The organism is Arachnia propionica, assembly GCF_900637725.1.
GTDB classification, from domain to species: Bacteria; Actinomycetota; Actinomycetes; order Propionibacteriales; family Propionibacteriaceae; genus Arachnia; species Arachnia propionica.
This window is the reverse complement of record NZ_LR134406.1, coordinates 2,635,437-2,661,722: the sequence shown is the minus strand read 5'-3', so window position 1 is coordinate 2,661,722 and position 26,286 is coordinate 2,635,437. Positions and strand designations below refer to the sequence as shown.

General features: G+C 69.2%; 23 protein-coding genes. 13 read left to right on the top strand and 10 right to left on the bottom strand.

Going from position 1 to position 26,286, the window contains the following annotated elements:
• Window positions 1–11 precede the first annotated feature (11 nt).
• From EL272_RS15905 to EL272_RS11870, 5 genes are all read left to right on the top strand, one after another.
• Window positions 12–2,270 (top strand): cell division FtsX domain-containing protein, encoded by a 2,259-nt coding sequence (locus EL272_RS15905; RefSeq protein ID WP_061787992.1) that lies wholly within the window; start codon window positions 12–14, stop codon window positions 2,268–2,270.
• Complete coding sequence (locus tag EL272_RS11885; RefSeq protein ID WP_061787991.1) at window positions 2,267–4,888, top strand: FtsX-like permease family protein; 2,622 nt, start codon at window positions 2,267–2,269, stop codon at window positions 4,886–4,888. The genes EL272_RS15905 and EL272_RS11885 overlap by 4 nt, the downstream gene beginning before the upstream one ends.
• On the top strand, window positions 4,885–5,751 hold the full coding sequence (locus EL272_RS11880; protein WP_061787990.1) for an ABC transporter ATP-binding protein: 867 nt from the start codon (window positions 4,885–4,887) through the stop codon (window positions 5,749–5,751). The genes EL272_RS11885 and EL272_RS11880 overlap by 4 nt, the downstream gene beginning before the upstream one ends.
• Complete coding sequence (locus tag EL272_RS11875) at window positions 5,748–6,431, top strand: ABC transporter ATP-binding protein (protein WP_061787989.1); 684 nt, start codon at window positions 5,748–5,750, stop codon at window positions 6,429–6,431. Before EL272_RS11880 ends, EL272_RS11875 begins: the two co-directional genes overlap by 4 nt.
• 120 nt (window positions 6,432–6,551) lie before the next feature.
• Entirely contained in the window at window positions 6,552–8,264 is a 1,713-nt protein-coding gene (locus tag EL272_RS11870) for a glycerol-3-phosphate dehydrogenase/oxidase (RefSeq protein ID WP_014847450.1), read from the top strand.
• 495 nt (window positions 8,265–8,759) lie between these two features.
• Here EL272_RS11870 and EL272_RS11865 read toward each other — a convergent pair whose 3' ends face one another.
• Both EL272_RS11865 and EL272_RS11860 read right to left on the bottom strand, forming a co-directional pair.
• Window positions 8,760–9,410, bottom strand: a complete 651-nt coding sequence (locus tag EL272_RS11865; RefSeq protein WP_014847448.1) for a response regulator — start codon at window positions 9,408–9,410, stop codon at window positions 8,760–8,762.
• A 10-nt stretch (window positions 9,411–9,420) separates the two neighbouring features.
• Window positions 9,421–10,611, bottom strand: coding sequence for a sensor histidine kinase (locus tag EL272_RS11860; protein ID WP_126379167.1), 1,191 nt, complete (start codon window positions 10,609–10,611; stop codon window positions 9,421–9,423).
• 127 nt (window positions 10,612–10,738) lie between these two features.
• On the opposite strand from EL272_RS11860, the gene EL272_RS15900 reads away from it, so the two are divergent.
• Window positions 10,739–10,864, top strand: coding sequence for a hypothetical protein (locus EL272_RS15900; protein ID WP_255265831.1), 126 nt, complete (start codon window positions 10,739–10,741; stop codon window positions 10,862–10,864).
• Between the two features lie 6 nt (window positions 10,865–10,870).
• Here the strand turns inward: EL272_RS15900 and galE are convergent, their stop codons facing one another.
• Window positions 10,871–11,860, bottom strand: a complete 990-nt coding sequence (galE, locus tag EL272_RS11855) for a UDP-glucose 4-epimerase GalE (RefSeq protein ID WP_061787987.1) — start codon at window positions 11,858–11,860, stop codon at window positions 10,871–10,873.
• 113 nt (window positions 11,861–11,973) lie between these two features.
• On the opposite strand from galE, the gene EL272_RS11850 reads away from it, so the two are divergent.
• The gene (locus EL272_RS11850; protein WP_061787986.1) at window positions 11,974–12,306 is read left to right on the top strand and encodes a YnfA family protein; all 333 of its coding nucleotides are present in this window, start codon (window positions 11,974–11,976) and stop codon (window positions 12,304–12,306) included.
• Between the two features lie 181 nt (window positions 12,307–12,487).
• On the top strand, window positions 12,488–13,660 hold the full coding sequence (locus EL272_RS11845) for a DUF1444 domain-containing protein (protein WP_061787985.1): 1,173 nt from the start codon (window positions 12,488–12,490) through the stop codon (window positions 13,658–13,660).
• A 111-nt stretch (window positions 13,661–13,771) separates the two neighbouring features.
• Here EL272_RS11845 and EL272_RS11840 read toward each other — a convergent pair whose 3' ends face one another.
• The 4 genes from EL272_RS11840 to EL272_RS11825 are packed head-to-tail and all read right to left on the bottom strand — an operon-like array spanning window position 13,772 to window position 15,782.
• Window positions 13,772–14,398, bottom strand: a complete 627-nt coding sequence (locus tag EL272_RS11840) for a hypothetical protein (RefSeq protein WP_061787984.1) — start codon at window positions 14,396–14,398, stop codon at window positions 13,772–13,774.
• Window positions 14,392–14,994, bottom strand: coding sequence for an MBL fold metallo-hydrolase (locus tag EL272_RS11835; protein WP_014847441.1), 603 nt, complete (start codon window positions 14,992–14,994; stop codon window positions 14,392–14,394). The genes EL272_RS11840 and EL272_RS11835 overlap by 7 nt, the downstream gene beginning before the upstream one ends.
• Before the next feature lie 54 nt (window positions 14,995–15,048).
• Complete coding sequence (locus EL272_RS11830; RefSeq protein ID WP_014847440.1) at window positions 15,049–15,378, bottom strand: winged helix-turn-helix domain-containing protein; 330 nt, start codon at window positions 15,376–15,378, stop codon at window positions 15,049–15,051.
• On the bottom strand, window positions 15,375–15,782 hold the full coding sequence (locus tag EL272_RS11825; RefSeq protein WP_061787983.1) for a hypothetical protein: 408 nt from the start codon (window positions 15,780–15,782) through the stop codon (window positions 15,375–15,377). Before EL272_RS11825 ends, EL272_RS11830 begins: the two co-directional genes overlap by 4 nt.
• A gap of 150 nt (window positions 15,783–15,932) precedes the next feature.
• Between EL272_RS11825 and EL272_RS15315 the strand changes: the two genes are divergently transcribed.
• The gene (locus tag EL272_RS15315; protein ID WP_014847438.1) at window positions 15,933–17,093 is read left to right on the top strand and encodes a hypothetical protein; all 1,161 of its coding nucleotides are present in this window, start codon (window positions 15,933–15,935) and stop codon (window positions 17,091–17,093) included.
• 40 nt (window positions 17,094–17,133) lie between these two features.
• Here EL272_RS15315 and EL272_RS11815 read toward each other — a convergent pair whose 3' ends face one another.
• Window positions 17,134–17,736, bottom strand: coding sequence for a TetR/AcrR family transcriptional regulator (locus tag EL272_RS11815; protein WP_014847437.1), 603 nt, complete (start codon window positions 17,734–17,736; stop codon window positions 17,134–17,136).
• A gap of 50 nt (window positions 17,737–17,786) precedes the next feature.
• Between EL272_RS11815 and EL272_RS11810 the strand changes: the two genes are divergently transcribed.
• From EL272_RS11810 to EL272_RS11800, 3 genes are read left to right on the top strand one after another with little or no spacing between them, the layout of a single operon-like run.
• A complete protein-coding gene (locus EL272_RS11810; RefSeq protein WP_014847436.1) occupies window positions 17,787–17,981 on the top strand; it encodes a hypothetical protein in 195 nt (64 codons plus the stop codon).
• 59 nt (window positions 17,982–18,040) lie between these two features.
• On the top strand, window positions 18,041–20,689 hold the full coding sequence (locus tag EL272_RS11805) for an MMPL family transporter (RefSeq protein WP_041696661.1): 2,649 nt from the start codon (window positions 18,041–18,043) through the stop codon (window positions 20,687–20,689).
• A complete protein-coding gene (locus EL272_RS11800; RefSeq protein ID WP_061787982.1) occupies window positions 20,686–23,328 on the top strand; it encodes a YhgE/Pip domain-containing protein in 2,643 nt (880 codons plus the stop codon). The genes EL272_RS11805 and EL272_RS11800 overlap by 4 nt, the downstream gene beginning before the upstream one ends.
• A 338-nt stretch (window positions 23,329–23,666) precedes the next feature.
• On the opposite strand, the gene EL272_RS11795 is transcribed toward EL272_RS11800, so the two are convergent.
• Window positions 23,667–24,035, bottom strand: a complete 369-nt coding sequence (locus EL272_RS11795; RefSeq protein WP_061787981.1) for a Fic family protein — start codon at window positions 24,033–24,035, stop codon at window positions 23,667–23,669.
• Between the two features lie 83 nt (window positions 24,036–24,118).
• Complete coding sequence (locus EL272_RS11790) at window positions 24,119–25,021, bottom strand: LysR family transcriptional regulator (RefSeq protein WP_061787980.1); 903 nt, start codon at window positions 25,019–25,021, stop codon at window positions 24,119–24,121.
• A 178-nt stretch (window positions 25,022–25,199) separates the two neighbouring features.
• On the opposite strand from EL272_RS11790, the gene EL272_RS11785 reads away from it, so the two are divergent.
• On the top strand, window positions 25,200–26,183 hold the full coding sequence (locus tag EL272_RS11785) for an alpha/beta hydrolase (protein WP_061787979.1): 984 nt from the start codon (window positions 25,200–25,202) through the stop codon (window positions 26,181–26,183).
• Window positions 26,184–26,286 lie beyond the last annotated feature (103 nt).

Below are 26,286 nucleotides of genomic sequence, written 5' to 3'. Positions count from 1 at the left end.
ACAGTCCTGTCATGTTGTCGCGGTGGCGGTGGCTTGTCCGGCGGGCACAGGGGTCCGTGGGGTTGCTGGCCGTGCTGCTGGCGCTGTCCGCCGTCGTCGCGGGCGTCCTCTCCGGGGTACTCGGCCGGGCGGCCTTCGAGGAGGGAACCGCCGCCCGCCGGGCGCTGACCGTCGACGGGACGGCCGGCGCCGAGATCGTCACCCGCCGGGCCGCCGACCCGGCCGTCCAGGACGAGACCGTGCGGCGCATCATCGGATCGTGTTTCGGGGACGTGCCGGTGGAGGTGACACGCGACGTCGTCGCCGATCCCGCCGTGATCGCGGGAGCCTCCGAGGCGGAGCCCTTCGCCCGGTGGACGATCCGGCCCGAGCCCGCCCGGATCGCGGCGGAACACCTCGACCCCCTCGCCCGGGGTGCCACCGCCCTGAGGCAGCAGCTGCGTTCCAGCGAGGTTGGTGTGCGGGGTGTGCAGGTGCTGGGCGACCTGGAGAAAACCGCCACCTCGGCTGCCCGGAACCTCGCGGTGGCGCGGGCCCTGTCCTGGATTCCGTCGGGGTTGCTGGCCATCGTCGCCGCGCTGGCCGTTTCCCGGGTGACGAGGCTGCTTGCGATCACCCGGGAAACCGAGACGCTGCAGCTGCTGGGCCGGGGCGCCACCGGAGGCCAGGTGCTGTTCGCCAATCTGGTGGAGGCGGGCGTCGTGGCCCTGGCGGGTTCGCTCGCCGGTTCGGGCCTGGCGTGGGCGGTGCTGACTCTTTTCGGCGGTGTCCCGGTGGCGCCGGTGCTGGCGGGTGGGGCCGCCACCCTGGTGCTGGTGCTGGGATGTGTGGCCCTGGCCGGGATCGGGCGGCTGCGCGGGCCGGGCCGGGACGAGACCTCGCGGCTGCGTGCGGGCAGGCTGCGGACGGCGGTGGCCGCTACGTCGCTGGTGTTGATCGCGGGAGGGGCGGGGCTGGCCTCGGCGCAGTTGCTGCGCGTCGGATCGACCATCCGATGGGACCGGGAACGTCCCGTTCCCGACTGGCTGGCCACCGCGGCCCCCGCGCTGCTCCTGTTGCTGGCCGCCCTGGTGGCGGTGGCCCTGCTCGGTCCCCTGGCGCGTCTCGCCGAGGTGGTGCTGCTGCGGGGTCGTGGTCTCACAGGTGCGCTGGCCGCCGCCCAGGTGGCGCGGAACCTGGGGGCCTTCGCCGTCGCGGCCGTGGCCACCGTGCTGGCCGTCGGAACCACCCTCCTGGCGGCGGGATACGACGGCACCGCCCCGCCCCTGCAGCAACGGCTCAGGAACCTCGCCGCCGGGGCGCCCGTGGTGGCGGACCTGCGGGAGGCCGACGCGGAGGTGGGGCGGCTGGCCTCCCAGCCCTCGACCCCCGTGTGGCGTTACCCGGAGGCCTCGATCGGCCCGGTCGCGCTGACCGCCATCGCCGCCGACATCCCCGGGCTGGCCGCGGTCTCCGGTCAGAACCTGCCGGAAGGCCTGGGGACGCAACCGCCAGGGCCACGCCTGCCGGTTGCCATCACCCCGCGGCTAGCCGAGGAGACGGGGCTCGCGGTGGGCGATGAGTTCCAGATCCAGCTCTTCTCCCGGCATCTGCTGGCCGTGGTCGCCGCCAATGTTGAGGCCGTTCCCGGGACGACCCGGTCGAACGCCCTGCTGGCGGATGCCGGTTCGCTCCGGCGGGCGCTGGAGAGCCGGGGAGCGGAGCTGCCCGCTCCCTCCCAGCTGTGGCTGTCCCCGGTGGGGGAGGAGGCCCGGGAGGCCGCCGACAGGTTGCGCGGAATGCCCGGAGTGTCGGCGGTGACCGTCACGCCGACGGAGGCCGCCCCCGACGACCCCAGCCGCCTGGTTGCGTCCCGGTTCCGTTCGGCGGCCCTGGGGTCGGTGGTGCTGGCGGTGTTGGGGATCGGGGCGGTGGCCTTCACCCAGGCCGGGATGCGGCGCGGCCAGGTGGCGGTGCTGCACGCCCTCGGTGCCGACGCCGGGAGCCAGGTTCGCGGCCGGGTCCTGGAACTGCTCGGGGTCGTGGTCTTCGCCGCCGCGTTCGGGGCCGGCGCGTCCTGGCTGCTCTGCCGGGCCCTGATGGCCGGCCTGGCCAGCGGCGTCGTCGCGCCCGGGACGGTGTCGCTGCCCGTCGAGCCGCGCATCGAATCCGCCTGGCCCGGTGCGCTGCTGGCCGTTTTCGTGTTCCTGATCGCGGCGACGACGTGGGCGCTGGGCCGCGTCATCCGCGGGCAGATCCGGGACGGACACCTCCGGGAGGAGACGCCATGAAACTCTCCCGGCTGGCGCGCCGCATGTTCATCGCCGACATCTGGGCGCCTTTGCTGCTGGCGCTGTTCGTCGCCGTGGTTTCGGGGCTGGTCACCTTGGCGCCGCGCGCCCTGGCGCAGGCCGACGCGGAATATCTGGCCTCCCGGGTGGGGGAGGTCTCGGCCGTTCGCGGCGATCTCCGCGCCCGGTGGGACACCGAGGTCGCGGTGGGTGGCAGCGGGACCGACGACCCGTGGGGCGTCTGGTTCGACTCCCTGAACCGGTTGCGCGCCGCGCAACCCGAACCGCTGCGCGGACTGCTCGGGTCGCCCCAGATACTGGCCCATCTGGGGGCTCAGTCCGTTTTCGTCCCGCAGGGCACCGAGTTCTACCAGGTCCGCGTCACCCTGACCGCCAACCCCGAGATGACGAGCCAGTTCGAGTTGGTCTCGGGACGCTGGCCGCAACCCGGGGTATCGCCGCAGACCGGGAACGTGGAGGTGGTGCTTCCCGACGACGTCGCGGCCCGGATCGGCAAACGGGCGGGTGACGCGCTGGGCGAGGGCATCGCCCTGGTGGGCACCGTACGCATCGCTGACCCCGCCGCCCCGCGCTGGCGGTTCGATCCGAGCCTCCAGCTGGAGCAGGAGGTGGATCCCAACAGCGGCACCGCCGCCGCCGTCGCCGCCTTCATGGCCCCCGAGGACCTGTTGAACGTCGCGGCCGAGAGCGGGACCCGGGTCGGTTTCTTCGTCTGGTATCCCCTCGACGCCGCATCGCTGGCGGCGGGACGGGTTTCGCTGCCCGAGCTGCGCACCCAGCTCGTCGGTTTCCAGTCCGATGTCCGTGAGGTGGTTCCGGCCGACGCGCTGGAACCCGCCCTGAAACGCCAGGAGGCCCGGTTCGACACGGGACTGACCGAGGTGCTCGACGGGATCGTGAAACAGCAATGCACCACGGCCTCGCTGGTTGCCGTCGTGGTCGCGGGACCCGTCGGGGTGGCGGTGGCGTTGATGCTGGTGGCGGTCCGGATGGTGCTGCAACGACACCGGGCGACGCTGGTCATCACCCGGTCCCGCGGCGCCTCACCGCGACAGCTGCGCGTCTGGGCGGCCGGCTGGGGGCTGCTGGCCGGGATGCCCGCTGCGTTGCTGGGGCACCTGGCAGCGACCCTCCTGGTGCCCTTCGACATCGGCGCCTGGCAGTGGCTGCCCACCATTGTGGCCGGGCTGCTTCCCGCCGCGATGCTGGCTCTGGGCGTCGAGGCCACCACACCCACGGGGCGCAAAGACCTGTCGGTAAGTGGCGGCGGGCGCTGGCGGATCGCCGCGGAAGTGGCCGTGCTGGCGGGCGCCGCACTGGCCTGCTGGCAGCTGTTCACCCGCGACGCCGGCTCGGATGCGGGCATCGACTGGCTCGCGACCCTCACCCCGCTGGCCCTGGCGGCCGCAGGGTGCGTGGCCGCGCTGCGGTTCTACCCGCTTCCCCTGACCGGCTTGGTCCGTTGGTTCCGGCGGGGCCCGGGGCTGACGGGGTTCCTGGGGACGACCCGCGCGCTGCGCGCCCCAACGGCGGGTGGGGTTCCCGCCATGGCGGTGGTGCTCGGAGCCGCCGTCGCGGTGGCCGGCGTCGGCCTGTTCGGCACCGTCTCCCACGGCGCCCGGGCCGCGGTCTGGCAGGACGTCGGGGCGGCCGTGAAACTGTCGGGCCCGCGCATCACCGACGACCTGCTGGCGAAGGTGCGGGCCATCGACGGGGTGGTGGCCGCCGGGAGGCTGTTCTTCACGGGGAACCAGCGCGACCTCAAGGGCCACGACGTGAGGCTGTGGCTGGCCGAACCCGAACTCGCCCGGGTCTGGACCCAGGGCATCGACACGCAACCGCCCCGGGAGTTCTGGGAGGACGGCGAACCGAAAATGCTCACCAGCGAGGGCATCGGGAGGGACACCGCGAGCCTGGCGGAGCTGGGCAGGGCGCGGCTGGTCGGATCGCTGCCCGCGCTGCCAGGGGCAGGCGAGACCGGCGACTGGGCGCTGGCCAGGACCGACCAGTGGCGGGCAAGCCCGGGTTCCCCGACGATCCTGCTGGTGGCCACCGGGCCCGGGGTCGATCCCGCGGCCATCGCGGCCCAGCTGCAGGAGCTGGAACCCTACGCCCAGGTGCTGACCGCGGCCGACGGCCTGGCCGCGGTGGCGGCTCACCCGGCCCTGTCGCTGCTGCAACGCATCTTCGCCGTCTCCGGTGCGCTGGCCGGTGTCTTCGCGGTCGCGGCGGTGCTGCTGGTTCAGGTGATGGGCGGTCCCGACCGGCTGCGGCTGCTGGCGGTGCTCCGCACCATGGGCGCCACCGGTGAACAGGCCCGGGGCGTCACCGCCTGGGAGCTGGGGCCGCTGGTTGGGGTGGCGCTGAGCCTCGGGGTCGGCCTGGGGCTCGGGACCGGATGGCTGCTGGTGTCCTGCCTCGACCTCAGCGGATTGACCACGGGAAACCACCGGCCCGCCTGGCACCCGGACCTCGTCGCCCTGGCAGCGGTGGTGGCGGCGCTGGTGTGCGGCGCGGCGGCGGCGGTCGTGGTGAGCGCCCGGGCGGCCGGGCGGGCCAGTTTGAGCAGGGTGCTGCGAATCGGGGAGGAAGGATGAACGTTCCACAGATCTGGTGCGAGGACCTGGTGCGCATCTACTCGACCGACGGGATCGAGGTGCAGGCGCTGCAGGGCCTCAACCTGAGCATCGACGAGGGCGACGTGGTGGCGCTGGTGGGGGCCTCCGGGTCGGGCAAGTCGACGCTGCTGGGGATCCTGTCCGGCAACGACCGGCCCACCGGCGGGCGGGCGCGTGTCGCCGGGGTGGAACTGACCACCATGAACCGCGCCCAGCGGGTCGACTACCAGCGGCACGTGGCCGGGTTCGTCCGGCAACGGACCTCCAGCAACCTGCTGCCCTACCTGAGCGCCGCCGAGAACGTCGCCCTGCCCATGGTCATCGCGGGCCGCCGGGAGCGGGACAAGCGGGTGCGGGAACTCCTGGGGCTGCTGGGCGTTTCTGGATGCGCCGACCGGCGTCCCGCGCAGCTGTCCGGCGGGCAGCAGCAACGGGTCGCCATCGCCGCGGCGCTGGCCAACGACCCCCGGGTGCTGCTCGCCGACGAACCGACCGGGGAACTGGACCAGGAGAACTCCGCGCAGGTCCTCGAGGTGATGCGCCGGGCCGCGGAGAACCTCGGCACCACGGTGTTGATCGTCACCCACGACCGGGGCGTCAGCTCCCACGTGCGCCGCACCGTCGCCATCCGCGACGGCCGCACCTCCACCGAGGTGATCCGCCGCAGGATCACCGGCCCGGACGGACGGGAGAGCACCCTCGCTGAGGAGTACACCGTGATCGACCGGGCGGGGCGCATCCAGATCCCGCAGGAACACGTGATCCGCCTCGGGTTGAAGGACCGGGTGCGGATCCTCGGCGAGGAGGATCACATCACCGTGCGGCGAGGAGAGGGCCGATGAGCGTGCTCAGGGGCGTCGGGCTGGGACGGAGATACGGTTCAGGGCAGACCGCGGTGGAGGCCCTGGCCGGCGTGGACGTCGAGGTGAGGGCCGGGCGTCTCACCGTGGTGCGGGGCCCGTCGGGTTCCGGCAAGACGACGCTGCTTAACCTCCTCGGGGGCCTGGACCGCCCCACCAGCGGGCGGGTGCTGCTCGGCGATGACGTCCTGTCGGAACTCTCCGAGGCCGAACTGGCCGCCGCCAGACGCGACCGCATCGGCTACGTCTTCCAGAACTTCGGGCTGATCCCCGTGCTGTCCGCGGCCGAGAACGTCGAGGTGCCGCTCCGGCTGCGTCGCATGGAACGTGGGCAACGCGACGAACGGGTGGCGGAGGTCCTCGAACTGGTGGGCCTGACACGTCACGCCGGGCAGCGGCCGGGGGAACTGTCCGGCGGGCAACAGCAGCGGGTAGGGATGGCGCGGGCCCTGGTGGCGCGCCCCGAGGTGCTCATCGCCGACGAACCGACCGGGCAGCTCGACTCCGAGACCGCGGAGCGGATCATGGACCTGATCCTCGAGGTGACCCGGATCCGCGGCACCGCGACCGTGGTGGCCACCCACGACCCGCTGCTGATCTCGCGCGCCGACGAGGTCCTTGAGCTGCGCGACGGCCGAGTGGTCGCGGGGCATCCGGGATGATTTCGGCGTCCCTGCACGCGCGCCGTGTCGGAAACCGACGGGCGTGCACGAATGTGCAACTGGGTTGTGAACATTCGTGCAAGGGGGGAGGCTGGGGTCACCGAGCGAAGGAGCCCTCAAATGACAGTTCTGTCCCAGGAACAGCGTGCCACCTCCCTTGAGGCCATGACCTCCCAGAAATTCGATGTCCTCGTCATCGGCGGCGGTGTCACCGGGGCGGGGATCGCTCTCGACGCCGCGGCGCGCGGCCTGAGCACCGCCGTCGTGGATGCCCAGGACTGGGCTGCCGGCACGTCGTCGCGGTCCTCTCGGCTGGTGCACGGCGGACTCCGCTACCTCTACAACCTCGATTTCAAACTGGTGGCCGAGGCCCTCAGGGAACGCGGTCGGCTGCTGACCACGATCGCCCCGCACCTCGTCGAGGCGCAGCCCTTCCTGTGGCCGCTGAAAACCCCCGTCATCGAGCGCGCCTACTCCGCGGTCGGCGTCGGCATGTACGACGCCCTCGCGCGCATCGGCTCCAAGGGCCGCAAGACCGTGCCGATCCAGCGCCACCTCAGCAAGGCCGGGGCCATGCGGCGCTTCCCCGAGATCAAACGCAACGCCCTAGTCGGCGCCATCGAGTTCTACGACGCCCGAGTCGACGACGCCCGCCTCGTGATCACGCTGATCCGCACCGCCGTCAAGTACGGGGCCGCTGCTGCCAGCCGCGTCAAGGTCACCGAGGTCCTCAAGGACGGGCGCGGCCGGGCCTGCGGGGTCAAGGCCGTCGACCTGGAGAACGGCAACGAGTTCACCATCGAGGCCGACCGGATCATCAACGCCACCGGCGTGTGGACCGAACAGACCCAAGAACTCGCGGGCGGCACCGGGGGGCTGAAGGTGCTCACCAGCAAGGGAATCCACATCGTCATCCCGCGCGAACGCCTCAAGGCCACCACTGGCTTGTTCCTGCGCACCGAGAAGTCGGTGCTGTTCATCATTCCGTGGCAGCACTACTGGGTGATCGGCACCACCGACACCGCCTGGCACGAACAGCTCAAACACCCCGTGCCGACCTCCGAGGATATCGACTACGTGCTGGATCACGCCAACGAGGTCCTCGACCCGCCGCTGACCCGCGACGACATCATCGGCACCTACGCCGGGCTGCGGCCGCTGCTCCAGCCGAAGGTGCTCGACGAGTCGAAGTCGACGAAGGTCTCGCGCGAACACACCGTCACCGAGGTGATCCCGGGCATGGTGGCCATTGCCGGCGGCAAGCTCACCACCTACCGGGTGATGGCCGAGGACGCCGTCAACTTCGCCCTGGGACAGTCCCTCGCGAAGGCGCGGCCCTCGGTGACGGCGCAGCTGCCGCTGTTGGGTGCTGAAGGTTTCGACGCGGTGGAGAACCAGGCGCGCCGCCTGGGCGTGAAATACGGTTTCGACGCCGACCGGCTGCACCACCTGGTGCGCCGCTACGGCTCCGAACTGCCCGACCTGTTCGCCGCGATCGACGAGGACCCGAGCCTCGGCAAACCCCTCGAGGCGGCCCCGCAGTTCCTGCGCGCCGAGGTCCACCGCGCCTGCGCGGTCGAGGGCGCCCTGCACCTGGAGGACATCCTCGTTTCCCGGGTACGCCTCAACTCCGAGGCCCGCGACCGCGGCGGCGCCGCCGTCGACGAGGTGGCCGAGATCGCAGCCGCGGTCCTCGGTTGGGACGAGGCCCGCCTGGAGCAGGAGAAGTCGAACTACCGGGAGCGGATCGCCGCCGAACTGGCCGCCGAGGAACAGCCCACCGACGCCACCGCCTCAGCCGCCCGCATGGTCGCGGAGGACATCGTCGGCTGAGAGGTCGCACACCGATTGAACCGGTGCCCTCCTGAAGCAGGCCGGCTCGGAACCAGCCCTCATCAAGTTGGTCGGGTCGGCCTGCTCGCTCTTTCCTCGCGACCCGGCTCAACCGGCTTGGAAGTGGTGAAATTGGTTGAGCCGGCCTGCGAGCGTCAGCGAGTGGGGCGTGTCGAAACCATGGTGACTGGAGTTGGGTTCTGGCTACCGGGTGTCAGGGGTTTCGACTCGGGTCGCTCGTTCCTTGCGACCCGGCTCAACCGGCTTGGAAGTGGCGAAGTTGGTTGAGCCGGCCTGCGAGCGTCAGCGAGTGGGGCGTGTCGAAACCATGGTGACTGGAGTTGGGTTCTGGCTACCGGGTGTCAGGGGTTTCGACTCGGGTCGCTCGTTCCTCGCGACCCGGCTCAACCGGCTTGGGGAGGAGTGCTCGCGACCCGGCTCAACCAGCTTCAAGGAAGAGTGCTCGCGACCCGGCTCAACCGGCCCCAGCAGGACTCAGTCCAGCAGCCCGCACTCGTGGGCGATCAGCACCAGCCCGACGCGATCGCGGGCCTGGAGTTTGGCCAGCAGTCGGCCGATGTGGGTCTTGACGGTGCCTTCGGCCATGTAGAGGCGGGAACCGATCTCGGTGTTGTTGGCGCCCCGCGCCACCTCCATCAGTACCTCGCGTTCCCGCTCGGTCAGCCCGTCGAGCCGGGAATCGTCGCGGGGTTTGCCGGCCGGCAGTTTCGGGGCGACGTGATCCAGCAGGCGCCGCGTGGCGGTTGGCGCCACCACCGCCCCGCCGCCGGCGACGGTCCGGATCGCACCCAGGAGGTCGTCTGGCAGGGCGTCCTTCAGCAGGAACCCGGAGGCCCCGTTGCGCAGGGCCGCGAAGACGTACTCGTCCAGGTCGAAGGTGGTCAGCACCAGCACCTTCGTCTCCCCACCGAGCTCCGTGATCTGGCGGGTGGCCTCGGTTCCGTCCATGATCGGCATGCGGATGTCCATCAGCACCACGTCAACCGGTTGCGACTTGACCACCATCACCGCGTCCGCCCCGTTCGAGACCTCGCCGACGGTTTCCATGTCGTCGGCGGAGTCGATCAGCATGCGGAATCCGCTGCGCACCAGCGACTGGTCGTCGGCCAGCAGAACCCTGATCATCCATTCCTCCTCACTTCAGCCAGCCCCGTCCCAGCTGGGAGGGCAGGGGCAGTCGCGCCCTGACCTCGTAGCCGCCGCCGGTGCGTGGTCCCGCTTTGAAGGTACCGCCCATCGCCGCGACGCGCTCGCGCATCCCCCGCACCCCGGCTCCCCGTCCCTCGGTGGGGGCCTGGACTCCGACCCCGTCGTCGGTGACGCGGATGTCGATGGCCTCCAGTTCGCAGGTGATCGTGGCGGTGGCCCGGGCTGTTGGGCCAGCGTGCTTGAGGAAGTTCGTCACCGACTCCTGCACCACGCGGAAGGCGGTCAGCCCCAGCGATTCCGGGACGGGTGGCAGTTCCTCCGGCATCTCCAGGGTGATCCTGGGGCCGGCCTTGGCAACCATCTCCGGGATCTGCGGCAGCGACGGTGACGGTCCGAAGGAGGCGTCCGACTCGCCCCGGAGCAGGGAAACGATCCGGCGCATCTCCCCGATCGAGCTGCGGCCCGTGCGGGCGATCACGTTCAGCGCCTCGACGGCCGCCTCGGGTTTCTTGGTGGCCAGGGCTTTCGCCCCCTCGGCCTGTACGACGATCACCGACAGCGAATGCGCCACCACGTCGTGCAGTTCCCGGGCCACCTCGGTGCGGGCCCTGTCCTCGGCCAGCTCTGTCGCATCCTGGGCGCTGCGGGCCCCGGCCAGGAAACGTTCCTCCGCGAGGGCCTCGTCGAGTCTGGTCACGTGATTCTGGACCGCCACCCGCCTGCCGAGCAGGTAGGCGTTGATCATCAGTGACAGACACAACAGGCTCAGCAACCCGCCCGCCAGGAACCGCTGCCCCTCCGGGATCCGGCCCAGCCACGACAGGGGGCCGAGGATGGATGCGGCGATCCCGAGTGGAATCACCACCAGCCCGGCGGTGGCGCTCAGGTGCCTGGCGGCCGAGAAGACGATCACCAGCACCACCAGCATCGCGGGCACGGGGGAGGGGACCTGCAGCACCATTCCGGTGCCCGCCACCGCGCACACGACCACGGCCAGCAGCGGATTGACGCGCCGGAACGCCAACGATGCAACCATCAGCGTCGACCAGCCGATCACGGCGGCCTCCTCGGGAATCCCCAGCGCAACCAGGGGAAGCACCAGGAGCAGGAACGTCCCCAGCGCCGTCCCAGCGTCCAGCAGCAGGCGGCGATGCGTCTCGGAGAGATCGGCCATCATGGTCGGCAAGCCTATTCAGGGGTGCGACGAAGCGGCGTCGGACCGTGGTCGCGGATCACCCCGAACCGCCCCCACCCCGGTCTTGAATCCCAATCGGAATTACTTTCGGGAAGGTAGGTTGGTCGCCATGATCCGCAAACTTTTCTGGGCCATTCTCCTGCTGGCGGGCATCTGCGTGGCCACGAGCCTGCTGGACCGGCGCCGCGCCAAGCAACGCCGTCAACTCTGGACCGAGGCAACCGACCCGTCCTGAAACCGGTCAATAACCCAAACTCTCCTTTCGCACGGGCAACCACGCGATGGCGTCACGCACGGCGTCGGTCTCGGTGAGTTCCGCCTCCCAGCCGAGCACGTCCTTCGCCTTGGTGGAGACGGTGTACACACCCGCGACGTCACCGGGGCGGGGATCACCGAAGCGGACCTTCAGCGGGTCGCCGGTGATCTTCTCGAAGGAGGCCGCCAGTTCCTTGACGGTGACGCCGTTTCCAGTGCCGATGTTGAACACCTGGTAGGGGTTGGTAGCGGTGGCCTCGTCGAAGTGTTCCAGGGCTGCTACGTGCGCCCGGGCGAGGTCCCAGACGTGGATGAAGTCGCGGATACCGGAACCGTCGCGGGTGGGCCAGTCGACGCCGGTGACGGTGAAGGTCTCCTTGTTCACCCAGGCTTCCAGGAGTTTCGCCAGCACGTGGGAGGGTTTCTCCAGTTGTTGGCCGCTGCGCAGCTTCGGGTCGGTGCCGATGGGGTTGAAGTAGCGCAGCGAGGCGACCCGCACGTCGCTGGCCCGGGTGAAGTCCTCGAGGATCAGCTCCACCATGAACTTGGTGCGCGCGTAGGGGGAGCCGGGCTGCAGCGGCGAGTCCTCGGTGACGACGAAGTTCTCGTCGGGGGCGTAGATGGAGGCGGAGGAGCTGAACAGGAATCGCTCCACGCCGTTGCGCTGCAGGGCGGCCAGCAGGGTGACGGTCTTGGCGACGTTGTTCTCGTAGTAGGCCAAGGGTTCGGAAACGGATTCCGGGACGATGATCTTCGCGGCGCAGTGCACGACAGCATCGATCCGCTGCTCGCCGAAGAGCCGGTCCAGCAGGGAGTCATCGGCGATGTCTCCCTCGTAGAGGGGGCGCTCGCCTATGAACTCGCGGCGCCCGGTGGAGAAGTCGTCGAGGATGACGACGTCGTGGCCCGCGTCCTCGCAGGCCGAGGCGACGGTGCTGCCGATGTAGCCGGCACCGCCAGTGATGAGTACCTTCATGTCGCAGTCTCCTGGTTCGGTTGAGGCCAGTCTAGGGAGTCGAACCCCGAGGGGAAGGTGTGGCGTGCAGAAGCGTTGCGCCTTGGCGGAACGAGGTCGCGTAGGGTGCTGGCGTGGGTGTCGTTCGTACCGTGGTGCTGTTCGTCCTGGCCGCCGCCGCCGAACTGGGCGGTACTTGGCTGGTGTGGCAGGGGATCAGGGGCAACCGCAGCTGGCTCTGGGCCGGCGGCGGATTCCTGGTGCTGGCCCTCTACGGGCTGATCGTGACGTTCCAGGGCGAATCGTCGTTCGGGCGGATCATGGCTGCCTACGGGGGGCTGTTCATAGCCGGGGCCCTCGTGTGGGGGATGGTCGCCGATGGCTACCATCCCGACCTTTGGGATCTCATTGGTGCCGGTATCTGCCTGACCGGAGCGGGGGTGATCATGTTCGCCCCGCGCGGGTGAGGGATCTGGCAGCGGTGGTGTTCCACCACCATTTGCAACGATGTTCGCCCCGCGCGGGTGAGGGATCTGGAAGGTATCCGGGTTGCGCAGCACTCAACCTGGAATCGGGGCCCAAGCGGGCCTTTTTCCAGTTTGAGTGCTGCGCAGCCGGGATGAGCCCAGGAACTTCTAAGCTCGGAGTATGACGCCGGAAGAACTCATCAGGATCGTCTCCCTTCATCCTGCGGTCGTAGAGGTGCCGCAGCCGCAGCCTGAGAGGTTCGTGGAACTCGGGGTGGTCTACTTCCGGATGAACGACGGCAGGGGATTGGGGATCAACCCGGACATCTTCCCGGCCGGCGGAACCGGGATTCCGGAGCAGGAACTCGTCAGCCAAGTGCATCAGCACCTGGAGGAGGCGTGGCAGCAGAGCATCAACCGCCCCCCGCTCGACCTGGCGAACGTGGTTCCCATCGTGCGCGACGCCTCCTATTTCATGGACCGGGGCGGGGCGCGGGTGGCGCTGGTGGGGAAACTCACCGACTTCATCGGCATCGGGCTCGTCATCGACGAGCCGTCCAGCATGCGGGTCATCACCGAGGACGAACTGCCCCAGCCCCGGACGGACGTCGAGGACCTCCAGTTCTTGAGCAGGGCCTTCGAGAACTTCGGGGCCCTGGCCCACGACATCCTGGTCCAGGACATGGGATACGACTCCGATGTCATCGCGGTGAAGAATCCCCCCGCCTACGAGGTGTCGTGGTTCGCCCAGGCCGCCTACGTCGCCAAGGCTCTGGCGTACTACTCCTGGAAAACGGGCACCCCGTGGGTCGCCATCCCCGCCTTTCGCAAGGACCTGTGGCTGGTCAACTCCACTACCCGGCACTGGGGAGAACTCATGGACCTGCTGGAACCCAATATCGACGCCCGGGAGAGAGTCCACCCGGTTCCGCACGTCGTCGTCGACGGCAGGTGGCAGGAGTACGTTCCGCAGCTGGAACCCGCCACGCGTCGCCGCCTGCAAACCCTCAAGTTCAACGCCGAGAACGTCGTCCACCGGGCGTGCCGGGACGCGCTGCAGCGTCACGGCGAGACGCGGGTGGATCTCATGAGCGACTTCCTGGGAACGTTCGCCGGCGACGATGTGGTGACCTTCTCGGAAGTTCCCCTGGACCTGGAAGCCACCAGCATCCCCCGGGTGGACCTGGTGGACTTCATGGACGGCGGGAACACCATCCACCGGGTGTGGTTCGAACGGCTGGTCGCGGAACTGCCCCATCTGGTGCGTCCCCATCCGCAGTCCTACCCGCCCCGGTTCATCATCGGGCGTCCGGGCCCGGAGGACCGCGCCCGCCTGGCGGCCATCCAGCTGTGAAAAACCCGCGGGCGGAGCCGGGGAGCGGTCCGGCTCATCGGCTCCTTGCCGGGGCAGGGGCGGGTCCGGGTCCCGGCGCGAATTGAGAACGCGACCACTCGCAGGGTGGGATCAGGTGACGACGGGTGCGGCGCCGTCAACCCGCACGGCCTCCAGGCCTGGGTTCCGGAGGAGCCTCTCGGCGATTCCCTTCTGACAGCCGACGACGGTGCTGGGCAGGTCGATGTCCGCCAGGATGATGAAGGTTCCGGCCTCATCCCAGACGACATCCGGGAGACGGTCGGGATTCAGTTCCGTCAGCAGCTTCCGCGGTGACATCGCGGTCACGTGGTATCTCCGTCCCGGAACCGTGAGTGGCCGGGAACCCGCAGGGCGTTTCCGGTTTCCCCAGCCGTCCCATTCGCCGGTCCAGACGCGGCCTTCCGGGACGCCGGGCAGCATCTGCCGGAGCAGCACCGACAGGATCAGGGGACTCGGGCCGATGTCCGGTTCGTGGTCCCATCCTGGACCGGCGGCGCCCTCGTGCAGCCCGATCCCGGAGACCTCGGACCAGCCAGCGGTCGCGATTGACACTCCTTCCGGAGCGATCTCCTGCCACCGCACCGGGTGTTCCACGCCGTCGATCCGTCGTGACGCGGGGTGCAGCACCCGCACGTGGGCGGGCCAGCCATCCCCGACCAGCGCCCGCCAGGAGTGCCCCTCCGGGATCGGACGCGGCCAGGCGACAGGCCTCACCATCCCCGGGCGATCCACTCGTCCAGGTGCGGGCGTTCCTTCCCGATGGTTGTGGAGGGGCCGTGGCCCGTGTTGACGACGGTGTCGTCGGGCAGGATGAACAGGCGTTCCCGGATCGAGGCGATGATCCGGTCGAAGTCCGAGTAGTCCCAGCGGGTGGCCCCCGGGCCGCCCTCGAAGAGGGTGTCGCCGGTGAAGACCACCCCGTCGGTGACGAAACACGTCGCGCCCGGGGTGTGCCCCGGGGTCACGACCGCCCGCAGCGTGACCCCGGCGACCGTGAACTCGTCGCCGTCGGCGATGGGCCGGAACGCCTCGTGCGGGTGGGTTTCCCGCCACAGGAACTCGTCCGCGGGGTTCAGGTGGACGGGCGGGTCGCCCATCAGGGCCGCGAAGGCCGGGGCTGCCGTCACATGGTCCCAGTGCCCGTGGGTCAGCAGCACCGCCCTCACCTTCCGGTCGCCAACGGCGAGTGCGATGCGGTCGGGCTGGTGGGCCGGATCGATGACGATCACTTCCCGGTCATCGCCGACGATCCAGGCGTTGTTGGTGAAGTCCGGTTGCCCGGGGGCCTCCGTGATCAGTTTCTCGATGTTCATGCCACCCAGTCTGCCCGCTTGGCCGGATCGCCGCGGGAATTCGGGCCGGGCCTCTCAGGAACCGTCCCCCGAGGCAGCGAGAACGGAGTCCTCGGCGATGGCCCGCAGCGCCGCCAGGTGGGACTTCCACAGCTTGCGGCCCTTCGGGGTGAGGCTGAACCAGGTGCGGGGGCGTTTCCCGATGTAACCCTTGCGGACGGCGACGATCCCGAGGCCCTCGAGCTGGCTGGCCTGGCGGGAGAGCACGGAGTCGGAGACCTGGAGGTGGTTGCGTAGGGTGGCGAAGTCGATCTGCTCGACCCCGGCCAGCCCTGCCACCAGCGAGAAACGAACCGGGTTGGTGAACTCGTCGACCAGCTTGTGGCGGGGATGTTCGGTGCTCATCGGCGTGCCTCCACGAGGGCGCCGACGAAGGACGCGACCGCGATCACCGCCGCGAGCGGCACCCGGACCGCGGCGGTGGGGAAGAACATGGAGATGCTCCAGCACAGGGCCCAGACCGCCATGTAGAGGCCCCAGCGAATCCCGAAACCGTTCTTGGCGACCTTCGCGAACGCGACCACGAGGATCAAGGGTGCCAACACCCAGACCATCATGCCGATGAAGGAGACGGCGTCGAATTGGGTGTCGCGACTGGCCAGCAGGTACACGGAGGTGGCGGCACCCATGCTCATCTGGGCGGTTATCGTCGGCCATCCCGCGTTTCCCCGGGTGTGGGTGAGGGTGGTCTCGGCCTGTCTCAACAGGTTTGCGGCCTCCTCGGATGTGGGGCTCGGGTGTTCGGTCATGTCATCCTCCTGGGGTGGCGGTCAACAACTGACAGCTAGGCTAGCAAGTAGTTTCCGAAACCACAAGTATTTGTCTGAGTCGTGTCGGTCAGGTGGCCAGTTCTGATGTCAATCCTCCGATGGCGTGTTCACCGCACGTATGGTCGGCCCATGAGCCGAGAAGAAGCGATCAGGATCCTCGTGACACATCCCGCGGTGGTCGAGGTGCTGGATGCCCCGCAACCGGGGGAACCGGATTCGGGGATGCTGATGCTGCGTCTGGAGGACGAGCAGGTGATCGGGATCGACCCCCGCCTGGCCGAACCGGCTCACACCGACGAGCCCGAGGCCGCCCGCATCGCCCGGGTGCACCGCGCGGTGGACGTCATGAGCGCTTCCGGTGAGGCGGGCGAGAAGGACCTCGAGACCGTCGTGCCGCTGGTCCGCAGCGCCGACTACTTCGTTGCGCAGGGGCAGCTGGCCCCGGCGGCGGTCGGCTGGCTAACCGAGTTCATCGGTTTCGGGCTGGCCATCGACGAACCGACCACTCTCCGCGTGGTGTCCGAATCGGACCTGCCGGGCGACCGGATCGCGGAGTACGACATCGAGCTCCAGGGCAGGGCCATCGGCAACCTGCGCCTCATGGAGGAGGCCATGGCCTTCTCCGAGATGGGGCTCGGGCCCGATGTTCTGACCCTGACCACTCCGCCCGGGAACGAGGCGGCCTGGTTCGCGGATGCCGCGGCCATGGAGGAGCTCCTGGGCAGGCTCGGCGAGCGGACCGGCACGGCCTGGGCAGTTATCCCCGCCCGTCGTAACGACGTCTTCCTGGTCAACGTCGCGACGGACCGCTGGGATGACCTCCTCGACGACCTGGAGGAGGCCGTCGTCGCCCGCGACGGCATTCATCCGTTGCCCCATGTGGTGGCCAATCGCCGCTGGCAGCTGAGCCTGCCACCCAGGACCTCCCAGCTCGGGCAACGCCTCCAGAGGCTCAGGCAGCGTGCGGAGGGGCGCACCTACAACGTCCTCAAGGATGCGATCCGGAAGGACTACGACCACTACGTGTCCGACTACGAGGACCTCTACGCCCTGGACGACGAGCTCTTCTCGATGGCCTTCGTGCCCGAGGGGGTGCCCGGCGCCAGCATCCCGGTGGTGGACGTGATCGCCTTCGAGTGCGGGCACTCGGTCCTGGACGTGCCCTACACCGAGGTGGTCGGGCAGCTTCCGCACCTCGTCAAACCCCATCCCGGCACGCACCCGCCGCGGGTGATCGTCGCCCATCCCTCGGAGGAGGACTACGCCCGGCTGGGGTCGCTGACGCTCTGAGGGACCCCGCGGCAAGGCGTCGGCCGCCCCGGTGACGTGATCACTGGGGCTTCCCGCTCGCGCTGATGAGGGAGATGGCCAGGGGGGTGAGCAGCTGGCGGACGCTGTCCTTGTTGTAGCCCTGGATCTCGTAGGAGTACAGCGCATCGAAGACGGTGAGGATGTGCTCGGTGGGTAGCACGAACTTCACGTCCATCCTCGCCGCCAGACTCTCGATGAACCCGACGAGGGCCGGGCGGGTTTCCTCGCTGAGCTGCTCTAGCTGGGCTGCCAGACCGGGGGAGCGCAGCGCCCGCAGGCGGATCTCCGTGAGGGTGACCTTCATCTCCCGGCTGGGCGCGAGGACCTTCAGGAAATGCTCCAGGGTGGTGCTGGCAACCGTCTTGACGTCCGCCTCCGGGGGTAGTTCCGCGATGGTCTCGGACAGGCTGGCGAGCACGTTGTCGCGGTAGCGCTCGATGACGGCCGTGCACAGGTCGTCCTTGGATGTGAAATTGGAGTAGAAGGCCCCCCTGGTGAATCCCGCGGCGTCGCACAGCTGTTCCACGCTGGTCGCGTCGATGCCCCGAGCCGCGAACTGGGTGATGGCTGCCTCCACCAGCCGGCCCACGGTGGCCTCCCGGCGCGGCGTCAGGTCGGTCATGCCCGTCAGTCTAGTGGTTCGTGCCCCGGCCCGGGGTAAGGAAGGGTTTCATGAACCGGACCGCCCGTAGCTCGTTCTTTCCCGGGACGCCACGTCCCGCTGGTCTCGTGTCCGACATCCCGTCGCGCCCGTACTGGGGTCCCGGGCGGGCCGGGACCATCGCCGGCATCGTCGTCCGGTTCGTCGTGTTCCTGGTCCGCGGCGCAGCGGTGTTCCGCGCGGACTCGGGGTTTTCCCGGATTTGAAGCCTCGATACAGCGTTGTATGCTGTGTCGGGATTCATGACTGTATCGAAGTGGGGAAGATGTCCGCTCAGCTCTACGCTCTCGGTCGCTGGTGTTTCAGACACGCGAAACTGGTCCTCGCCTCATGGCTGGTCATCGTCCTGGCCGTGGGCGGTGCGGCCCTGGCCTTCGGGGGCGGTTTCGCGGACGTGTTCAAAATCCCCGGTTCCCCCTCCCAGGTGGCCCTCGACAAGCTGAAAATGACCTTCCCGCAGGGTGCCATGACCCAGGCCGCCGCGATCTTCGTGGCCCCGGAGGGCGGCCGGGTCGAAGACTTCCGCGGCGTCATCGAGGACACCATCAGCGAGCTGGAGGCGATCGACTTCGTGGACTCGGCCACCTCCCCGTGGAACGAGCGGATCTCGGGAATGGTCTCCGACGACGGCCGGGCGGCCATCGTCGCGATCCTGATCGACGTCAAAGGCGCCCCGAGCAACGAGCAGCTCGCGCAACTCACAGCCGTCGCCGAACGCATGGCCCAGCGGCTGCCGCAGGGCGCCACCCTCGACATGGGAGGCCAGGCCTTCAACATCGAACTGCCGAGGCTGAGCGTCACGGAGATCGCGGGCCTGGGGGTCGCGCTGGTGGTGCTGACGCTGGTGCTCGGTTCCCTGGTGGCCTCGGGGCTGCCGCTGCTGACCGCGGTTACGGGGGTGGGGGTGACCATGGCCGTCATGCTCCTCATCGCCCGCCTGGCCAGCATCAACTCGACCACCCCGATGCTGGCGGTGATGCTGGGGCTCGCGGTCGGCATCGACTACGCCCTGTTCATCCTCTCCCGCCACCGCAACCAGCTGGGCGAGGGTATGACGGCGGAGGAATCGACGGCCCGGGCCGTCGGGACCGCCGGTTCGGCCGTGGTGTTCGCCGGGTTGACGGTGTTCATCGCCCTGCTCGGGCTCGGGGTCTCGGGGATCCCGTTCCTAACCGTGATGGGCGCGTTCGCGGCCCTGGCCATCGTGCTGGCGGTGTTCATCGCACTGACTATGCTGCCCGCGCTGATGGGGCTGCTGGGGGAGCGGCTGCGGCCCCGGCCGAAGAAGCCCCGGCGGCGCCGCAAGCCCCGCGGGGGTGGCGCCTTCGCCTGGTGGGGTCGCGTCACCACCGGGCATCCCGTTGTGGTGCTGCTGGTAGTGGTGGTCTGCCTCGGGGCGTTGACGATCCCGGGCCTGGGGTTGCGCACCGCCCTGCCGAACTCCGGGCAGCACACCGAGGGCGCCCCGGATCGCGTCACCTACGACCTGATCTCGCAACATTTCGGGGTGGGGCGCAACGGTCCGCTGGTGCTGACCGCCGACGTCATCTCCAGCAAGGATCCGCTGAAGCTGGTGGCCGACCTCAAGGAGGAGGTGGAGGCGATCGACGGTGTTGCCGCGGTGCCGCTGGCCACCCCCAACCAGAATGCGGAGGTCGCGATGCTCCAGGTGGTGCCCACCACCGGACCCGACGACCCCGCCACCGCAGACCTCGTCCAGACCCTGCGAGACCGGCACGACCAATGGCTGGAACGCTACGGCGTCGAGACCGCCGTCACGGGCATGACCGCCATGCAGATCGACGTCAACTCCCGTCTCGTTGGGGCGCTGCTGCCGTTCGGGATGCTCGTGGTCGGGTTGTCACTGGTGCTGCTGGCCGCGGTGTTCCGGTCGGTGTGGGTGCCCGTAAAGGCCACCCTCGGTTTCCTGCTGTCGGTCGGGGCCGCTTTCGGGGCCACCAAACTCGTGTTCAACGACGGGCACCTGACCCAGATGGTGAACCTGGAACGCGGGATGCCCGTGATCTCCTTCCTGCCGATCCTGCTGATGGGAATCCTGTTCGGCCTGGCCATGGACTACGAGGTGTTCCTCGTCTCCCGGATCCGCGAGGAGTACGTGCACGGCAAGAAACCCGTCGACGCAATCCGTGACGGCATGGCCGCATCCGGGCCGGTGGTGGTGGCCGCCGCCGTGATCATGTTCTCGGTGTTCGCGTTCTTCGTCCCGGAGGGCATCAGTTCCATCAAACAGATCGCCTTCGCCCTCGCCGTCGGGGTGGCGATCGACGCCTTCTGCGTGCGCATGACGCTGGTGCCGGCGGTGATGGCGCTGCTCGGGAAGCGGGCCTGGTGGCTGCCGCGCTGGCTGGACAAGGCCCTGCCCACCTTCGATGTCGAGGGCGAGGTCCTCACGGAGAAACTGAAACTGGCCCGGTGGCCCGGCGGCGACCACCTGCTCTACGCCGAGGAGGTCGCGGTCGAGGGACTGCTGCCGCCCACCAGCCTGGTGCTGGAGGCTGGGAACGTGATCGGCGTCGCGGGCCCCGTCTCGTCCAGGACCGGGTTGGCGCTGGCGCTGTCGGGCAGGCTCAGCATCACCTCGGGGCGCGCCCGGGTGGCGGGGGAGTTGCTGCCCGGAGCCGCCACCGCCGTGCACCGCCGCACCCGCTACGCCGACCTGGCCAACGATCCCGCGGCCCTGTCCGCGCTGCGCCCGATCCCGGGCAGCGTCGCCTTCGTCGACTCGGTGGAAACCCTCGACGTTGGTGACGAACGCCTGGCCGGTCTGATCGACCGGTTCCGCGGCGACGGAACCTCGGCGCTGGTGCTGTGCGCCAGCAGCGAATCGATCCTCGAAACCCTCCCCGTCGATGGCGTGTTCGTCGTCGACCAGCCCGTCAGGAGCATCCGATGAGACCTGAAAGCATTCATTCCGGACATCGCCTCGGTTGGCCGGGGCTCGTCGTGCTGGCCCTGGTGCCGCTGCTCGCAGTCGGCACCCTGCTGGGGTTGGTGCGCGGCAGCAACAATCAGGGAATCCGCGCCGCCGTGGTCAACCACGACAAGGCGGTGACCGTCGACGGCCGGATCGTGCCGCTGGGACGGCAGCTGGCCTCCGAGATGGTGGCCCGGGAGGGAACCAACATCTCGTGGACCATCGCCGACGCCGAGGACGCCGAGGCCGGGTTGAACGACGGCCGCTACTCCGCCGTCGTCACCATCCCCGAGGGCTTCTCCGAGGCCGCCACCTCCTTCAGCAGCAACGACGCCGCCATCGCGAAACAGGCCACCATAAGCGTCGTGGTCTCCAAGAACGCGCCCTTTGCCGACGCGGCCCTTGCGCACGACATCGCGGGCCTGGCCACCGACACCATCAACGCCACCCTCACGAAGGCCTACCTGGAGAACATCTACATCGGTTTCAACAGGGTGGGGGAACAGTTCAAGCAGATCGTCGACGGGGCGGGCAAACTCAACGAGGCCGGCTCCCAGCTCGCCGACGGCGCAACCACCGCCGCCAACAACTCCGAGAAACTCGCCGGCGGGCTTGGCGAGCTGTCCGCTCAGGGAAAACAGCTCGGCAGCGCCGCGAACACCCTGGCCGAGGGGTCGCAGAAACTCAGCGGTGCAGCGGGAACCCTCGCCGGCGGGGCGGGGAACCTCGCGAACGGCACCCGGAGTTTCGCGGGGGGCATTGCCCAGCTGAACGCCCAGGCGCCGCGACTCGCGGACGGGGTCAACCAGCTCACCGACGGGGCCACGCCGCTGCTGGAGGGGGTCTCCGGATACACCTCGGGCACCGTCGGTGTCCTCGACGGGGTGAGTGAACTGCGAAACGGCCTGGCCCAGCTCGAAGCAGGCCTGAACTCCCAGCTCGACCCGGAGGCCATGAAGGAGGCCCAGGCGGCCCTCGGACAGCTAGTCCCGACCCTGCGCGAGGCCCAGCAGGCCCTCAAACAGTACTTCCCGGGGGCGAGCAACATCACCATCGAGGAGGTACGTTCCAAGCTCGCGGCCTTCGACGCACAACTGAACAAACTCGACTCCACCCTGGCCGGGTACGCCTCCGGTGAGACACCGCCGCCGTCGGAGCTGAAGGAGTTCGCCCAGCGGCTGGTCGCGAACTGGAAGTGCCCGATCGAGGACGCCGAGACCTGCAAGCTGCTTCGCGAGGCCTACCAGCAGGGGGTCGGGGATGCCCTGAACAAGGGTTTCCAGCAGGGAGCGAAAGCGGCCCTCGGCGTGCTGCAGCAAACCGACCCGAAGACCGGAAAGACCCTGCTGGAAACCGCCCGTGGGTTCTCGCGGATGGGGTTGGGAATGACCGAGTCGGTCATCAAGCTGCGCGACGCGTTGGCGAAGGTCGTGCCCGCAGGAACCGATCCCCTGACCGCTCTGGAGCAGCTGCCGTCGAAGATCACCGAGCAGGCGCAGAAACTGACCGGTGGGGTCGCGAAACTCCGTGAGGGAGCCGACACCATCCTCACCAAGGCCGAGCCGCTGCGCACCAACGCCGAACAGCTCGGCACCGGCGCCACTCAGCTGCTGGGCGGTTTGCGGCAGCTGCGGAACCAGACCTCCGCGCTGCCTGCCGCGACGGCCCGCCTGGCCGAGGGGGCGAATCAACTCGCCAGCGGATCGTCGCAGCTGGCCGACGGGGCCGGGCAGCTCTCCTCGGGGGTGGGGCAACTCTCCTCCGGGGCCGGGCAGCTGGCCGACGGAACCGGCAAGTACGTGACCGGCGTCGGCCAGGCCGCCGACGGGGCAACCCAGCTCGCCGCGGGGCTGCTGCGGCTTGGTGCGGGGTCGCGGGAACTGTCGCAGGGGCTCGGGGCCTTCCACGACAAGCTCTCCGAGGCCGGATCCAAACTACCCAACTACAGCGACTCCGACCGCGACACGTTGTCGCAGGTGGTCGCCTCTCCCGTGCTGAAGGACGGGAAGGTCTACGAGGCGATGATGGTGCCGCTGGCCGCGCTGCTCGCGGTGGCGGCCCTGTGGCTCGGGTCGCTGTTGTCGTGGAGCTTCGCCCGTCCCGTTCCCTCCGACCTGATCGCGTCCTCCCGCACCAGCGCGACCCTGTGGCTGCGCACCCTCTGGCCCCCGGCCGCGCTCGGCGCGGTCCAGGGCCTGCTGTTCGGCGTCGCGGTCGGCATGGCTCTCGAACTGACGCCGGGACGCACCATCGGCGCGGCAGCCCTGCTGACGATGGTCGGGGTGAGTTTCGCCGTCGTCAACCATGCCCTGACCGGCTGGTTCGGCAACGTGGGTCGCGGGATCTCGGTGCTGGCCCTGGTGGTCACCGTCGCTCTCGGGCTGACCTCCACCACGCCGGGCTGGGTCCAGGGGGTCGCGGGAATCTCGCCGCTGCACAACGGTCTGCTGCTGGTGCGCACCTTCCTGGTCAGCGGATCGGGCCTGGTGGCGCTCGGCGGGGCGGCGCTGCTGTTCGGGGTGATCGCCGTCGGGTTGTCGTACCTGGCGATCGCATCCCGCCGGCACCTGACCGCCGACCAGTTCCGCAGCCGCGTGGTGGGGGTAGCGGGGGTGTAACCGGGTTCGGGACGCTCCTGTGACCTGATCAGGAACCCGGTTGCGCAGCACTCTCGGAACGGAAGCTGGGCGCCGAGCGGGATTCAGGTCGCAGCGACTGCGCCCTGGGGGAGCACGACCGGATGCCCCCAGGCGACGAAGGGCCGCCAAACGCCCGGACGAAATGACGCCATATGGGACGCCATATGGGCGGTTGCATTGGCGTCGACTGCCGGGTTGGGGTGGCTGCTGGTGAGAGAAACGGGAGGAATGGCGGCTCGACGACTACCTGCCGCGTCTCACGGATCCGGGCGGTGCCGTGACCTTCCCGTTGCGGGCCCTGCGACCCTGACCGGCATTCACGTGGGGCCGGCGTCGCCGATGAGCCCGCGCATCATGACGCCGTGGACGCGCAGGAGATCGTCCGGGGAGAGGGGGTCCAGGTCATCCATGAGCTGGTAGGCGCGACGAGCGTTGGTCACCTCGAGGATCTGATCAGCGGGACCGAGGACGCGCTTGCCGTCGAGAATGGCCGTGACGGCCTCACGTGAGAGCGTGTTCCCCTCGATCATGAGGGAGGAGTGAATGGTGGTGATGCGCAGCTCGCGGTGCAGCACGGGGTTCGTACCGAGGGTCGACGCGGGGCCGAGCGCCCCTACGAGTTCGGCGATCTCCATGCACAACCCGTCAATTTCGGAGGTGCGGTTCAGCGGCGGCTCGTAGACCATGCGATCGTCCCCTCAGGTGTCGATGTCGCCGCGTCCGGGGCGTGAAGACGATTACCGCCACATTTTACCGCCAGTGGCGGTGATCAATGCCGGCCCGCGTTCGTGGTTTCCTCCTCGAGGGCCGCGCTCACCTGCGTCAGGAAGCGCCGGGCGATCGGGGAGAGAACCTGCTGTCGATGCCAGATGAGGTACATCGGCGACTCCAGGACGGGCCACAGCGGCCTGAAGACCAGACCGCTGTCCTCGCCGGTGTCGACGAGCCGGGCGAAGGTCAGCAGATGGCCCAGGCCCTCCCGGGCGAAGACGGAGCCGTTGTAGGCGAGCCGGAAGGTTCCCTCCAGACGGAGTTCCGCCATGCGTGCGCCGGCCCACCGCGGCAGGTCCGCTGCCCAGGACTGTTCCGAGCAGAACAGCGGTAGCCCCTCCAGGTCGTCGACGCTCACGCGGGCCTTGCGGGCCAGTTCGCCATCGGCGCGCGTGACGATGCCCCACCGGTCGGCCTCGGGCAGGTTCAGGGCCTCGTACCGCGCGGTGTCGGGCTCCTCCACGAGCGCGGCGAAGTCGAGCAGGCCCTTGTCGAGCTTCTCGGTCACCTGTTCGGTGTCGCCGCTGGTGATGTGGTACCGCATCCCGGGGCAGTCCTCCTTGAGGCGCTTGATCTCGCGGGCGAGGAAACGCACCTGGTGGGATTCGGCCAGGCCGAGATAGAGGTCCCCGCCCAGCACGTCGTCGAGCTCCAGGAACTCGTCGGTGATGCGGTCGGCCATGGCGACGAGGTCCTCGGCGCGGCGCCGCAGTAGCCTGCCCTCCTCGGTCAGGGCGATGGAGAAGGAACGGCGGGTGAAGAGTGTGCTTCCCAGCTCGCGTTCCAGGGATTTCATCTGCTTGGACAGAGTCGGCTGGGTGACGTGGAGCTGCTCGGCGGCCCGGGTCATGTTCTCCTCGCGGGCCACGGCGAGGAAGTATCGCAGGGTTCGGATCTCCAACGGTGTGCTCCACTCCTCCGGCATGATATGCAGAAAAAGAATATCAGCCATGAGAAAGAGTCATTGGCGGCATGGCAGGATCGTGGACAGAATTGCTTCCAGGGGTCGGCGGCTGCCGTGCCTTCCCGGCGCGGTGGCGTGCACCGGTTCTCACGAACGGTCTCAGGAGGATGAGAACATGAACGACGAGAAGCTCGAATTGACCCGGGAATGGGACAAGGTTTTTCCCCACAGCGACGAGGTGGACCACGAGAAGGTTACCTTCCACAACCGTTACGGCATCACCCTGGCGGCCGACCTCTACCGGCCCAAGGGGGCCAGGGGCCCCCTCGCCGCGATCACCGTGTCCGGTCCCTTCGGTGCGGTCAAGGAACAGTCCAGCGGCCTGTACGCCCAGACCATGGCCGAGCGAGGATTCCTCACCCTCGCTTTCGACCCCAGCTACACCGGGGAATCGGGCGGCGCTCCCCGCTACATGGCCTCCCCGGACATCAACACCGAGGACTTCAGCGCCGCCGTCGACCACCTCAGCTGCCGTGAGGATGTCGATCCCGAAAGGATCGGCATCATCGGCATCTGCGGCTGGGGTGGCATGGCCATCAACGCCGCAGCCCTCGACCCCCGGATCAGGGCCACGGTGGCCTCCACCATGTACGACATGAGCCGCATTGCCGCCAAGGGCTACTTCGACGAACAGGACTCCGCCGCGGCGCGCGACTCTGCCCGTGCCCGGTTCGCCGCCCAGCGCACCGCCGACTACCGTTCCGGGTCCTACGCGCGGGCCGGTGGAGTGGTCGATCCGCTGCCCGAGGACGTCCCTGCCTTCGTCAGGGACTACCACGACTACTACAAGACCCCGCGCGGCTACCACCTCCGTTCCCTCAATTCCAACGAGGGATGGAACGTCGTGGGCACCGCGTCCTTTCTCAACCAGCCGCTGCTCGCCTACGCAGGCGAGATCAGGACCCCGGTGCTGGTGGTTCACGGCGAGAAGGCGCACTCGCGCTACATGGGGGAGGGGGCTTTCGCCCAGCTGACCGGGGAGAACAAGGAACTCCTCATCGTCCCGGGGGCCAGTCACACGGACCTGTACGACGGCGGCGGCAGGGATGCGATTCTCTTCGACAGGATCACCGAGTTCTTCCGGGCAAGCCTCGCCTGAACCCGGGGCCTCGCGATCACGTCGCGGCCGCCTGGCTGGGATAGGGTGCCCGCCCCGCCTCAGCCGGGGTGTGGGCCCGGGTGATACGAGCCCGGGCCCGCCG

Coding starts and splice junctions, on each gene's coding strand:
- EL272_RS11840 (WP_061787984.1), bottom strand. CDS start 14,398: ATGGTGAGGCCTGTCGCCTGGCCGCGTCCGATCCCGGAGGGGCACTCC.
- EL272_RS11815 (WP_014847437.1), bottom strand. CDS start 17,736: ATGACCGACCTGACGCCGCGCCGGGAGGCCACCGTGGGCCGGCTGGTG.
- galE (WP_061787987.1), bottom strand. CDS start 11,860: ATGAAGGTACTCATCACTGGCGGTGCCGGCTACATCGGCAGCACCGTC.
- EL272_RS11835 (WP_014847441.1), bottom strand. CDS start 14,994: ATGAACATCGAGAAACTGATCACGGAGGCCCCCGGGCAACCGGACTTC.
- EL272_RS11870 (WP_014847450.1), top strand. CDS start 6,552: ATGACAGTTCTGTCCCAGGAACAGCGTGCCACCTCCCTTGAGGCCATG.
- EL272_RS11845 (WP_061787985.1), top strand. CDS start 12,488: ATGACGCCGGAAGAACTCATCAGGATCGTCTCCCTTCATCCTGCGGTC.
- EL272_RS11785 (WP_061787979.1), top strand. CDS start 25,200: ATGAACGACGAGAAGCTCGAATTGACCCGGGAATGGGACAAGGTTTTT.
- EL272_RS11875 (WP_061787989.1), top strand. CDS start 5,748: ATGAGCGTGCTCAGGGGCGTCGGGCTGGGACGGAGATACGGTTCAGGG.
- EL272_RS11880 (WP_061787990.1), top strand. CDS start 4,885: ATGAACGTTCCACAGATCTGGTGCGAGGACCTGGTGCGCATCTACTCG.
- EL272_RS11805 (WP_041696661.1), top strand. CDS start 18,041: ATGTCCGCTCAGCTCTACGCTCTCGGTCGCTGGTGTTTCAGACACGCG.
- EL272_RS11825 (WP_061787983.1), bottom strand. CDS start 15,782: ATGACCGAACACCCGAGCCCCACATCCGAGGAGGCCGCAAACCTGTTG.
- EL272_RS11830 (WP_014847440.1), bottom strand. CDS start 15,378: ATGAGCACCGAACATCCCCGCCACAAGCTGGTCGACGAGTTCACCAAC.
- EL272_RS11795 (WP_061787981.1), bottom strand. CDS start 24,035: ATGGTCTACGAGCCGCCGCTGAACCGCACCTCCGAAATTGACGGGTTG.
- EL272_RS11800 (WP_061787982.1), top strand. CDS start 20,686: ATGAGACCTGAAAGCATTCATTCCGGACATCGCCTCGGTTGGCCGGGG.
- EL272_RS11810 (WP_014847436.1), top strand. CDS start 17,787: ATGAACCGGACCGCCCGTAGCTCGTTCTTTCCCGGGACGCCACGTCCC.
- EL272_RS15905 (WP_061787992.1), top strand. CDS start 12: ATGTTGTCGCGGTGGCGGTGGCTTGTCCGGCGGGCACAGGGGTCCGTG.
- EL272_RS15900 (WP_255265831.1), top strand. CDS start 10,739: ATGATCCGCAAACTTTTCTGGGCCATTCTCCTGCTGGCGGGCATCTGC.
- EL272_RS11865 (WP_014847448.1), bottom strand. CDS start 9,410: ATGATCAGGGTTCTGCTGGCCGACGACCAGTCGCTGGTGCGCAGCGGA.
- EL272_RS11885 (WP_061787991.1), top strand. CDS start 2,267: ATGAAACTCTCCCGGCTGGCGCGCCGCATGTTCATCGCCGACATCTGG.
- EL272_RS15315 (WP_014847438.1), top strand. CDS start 15,933: ATGAGCCGAGAAGAAGCGATCAGGATCCTCGTGACACATCCCGCGGTG.
- EL272_RS11860 (WP_126379167.1), bottom strand. CDS start 10,611: ATGATGGCCGATCTCTCCGAGACGCATCGCCGCCTGCTGCTGGACGCT.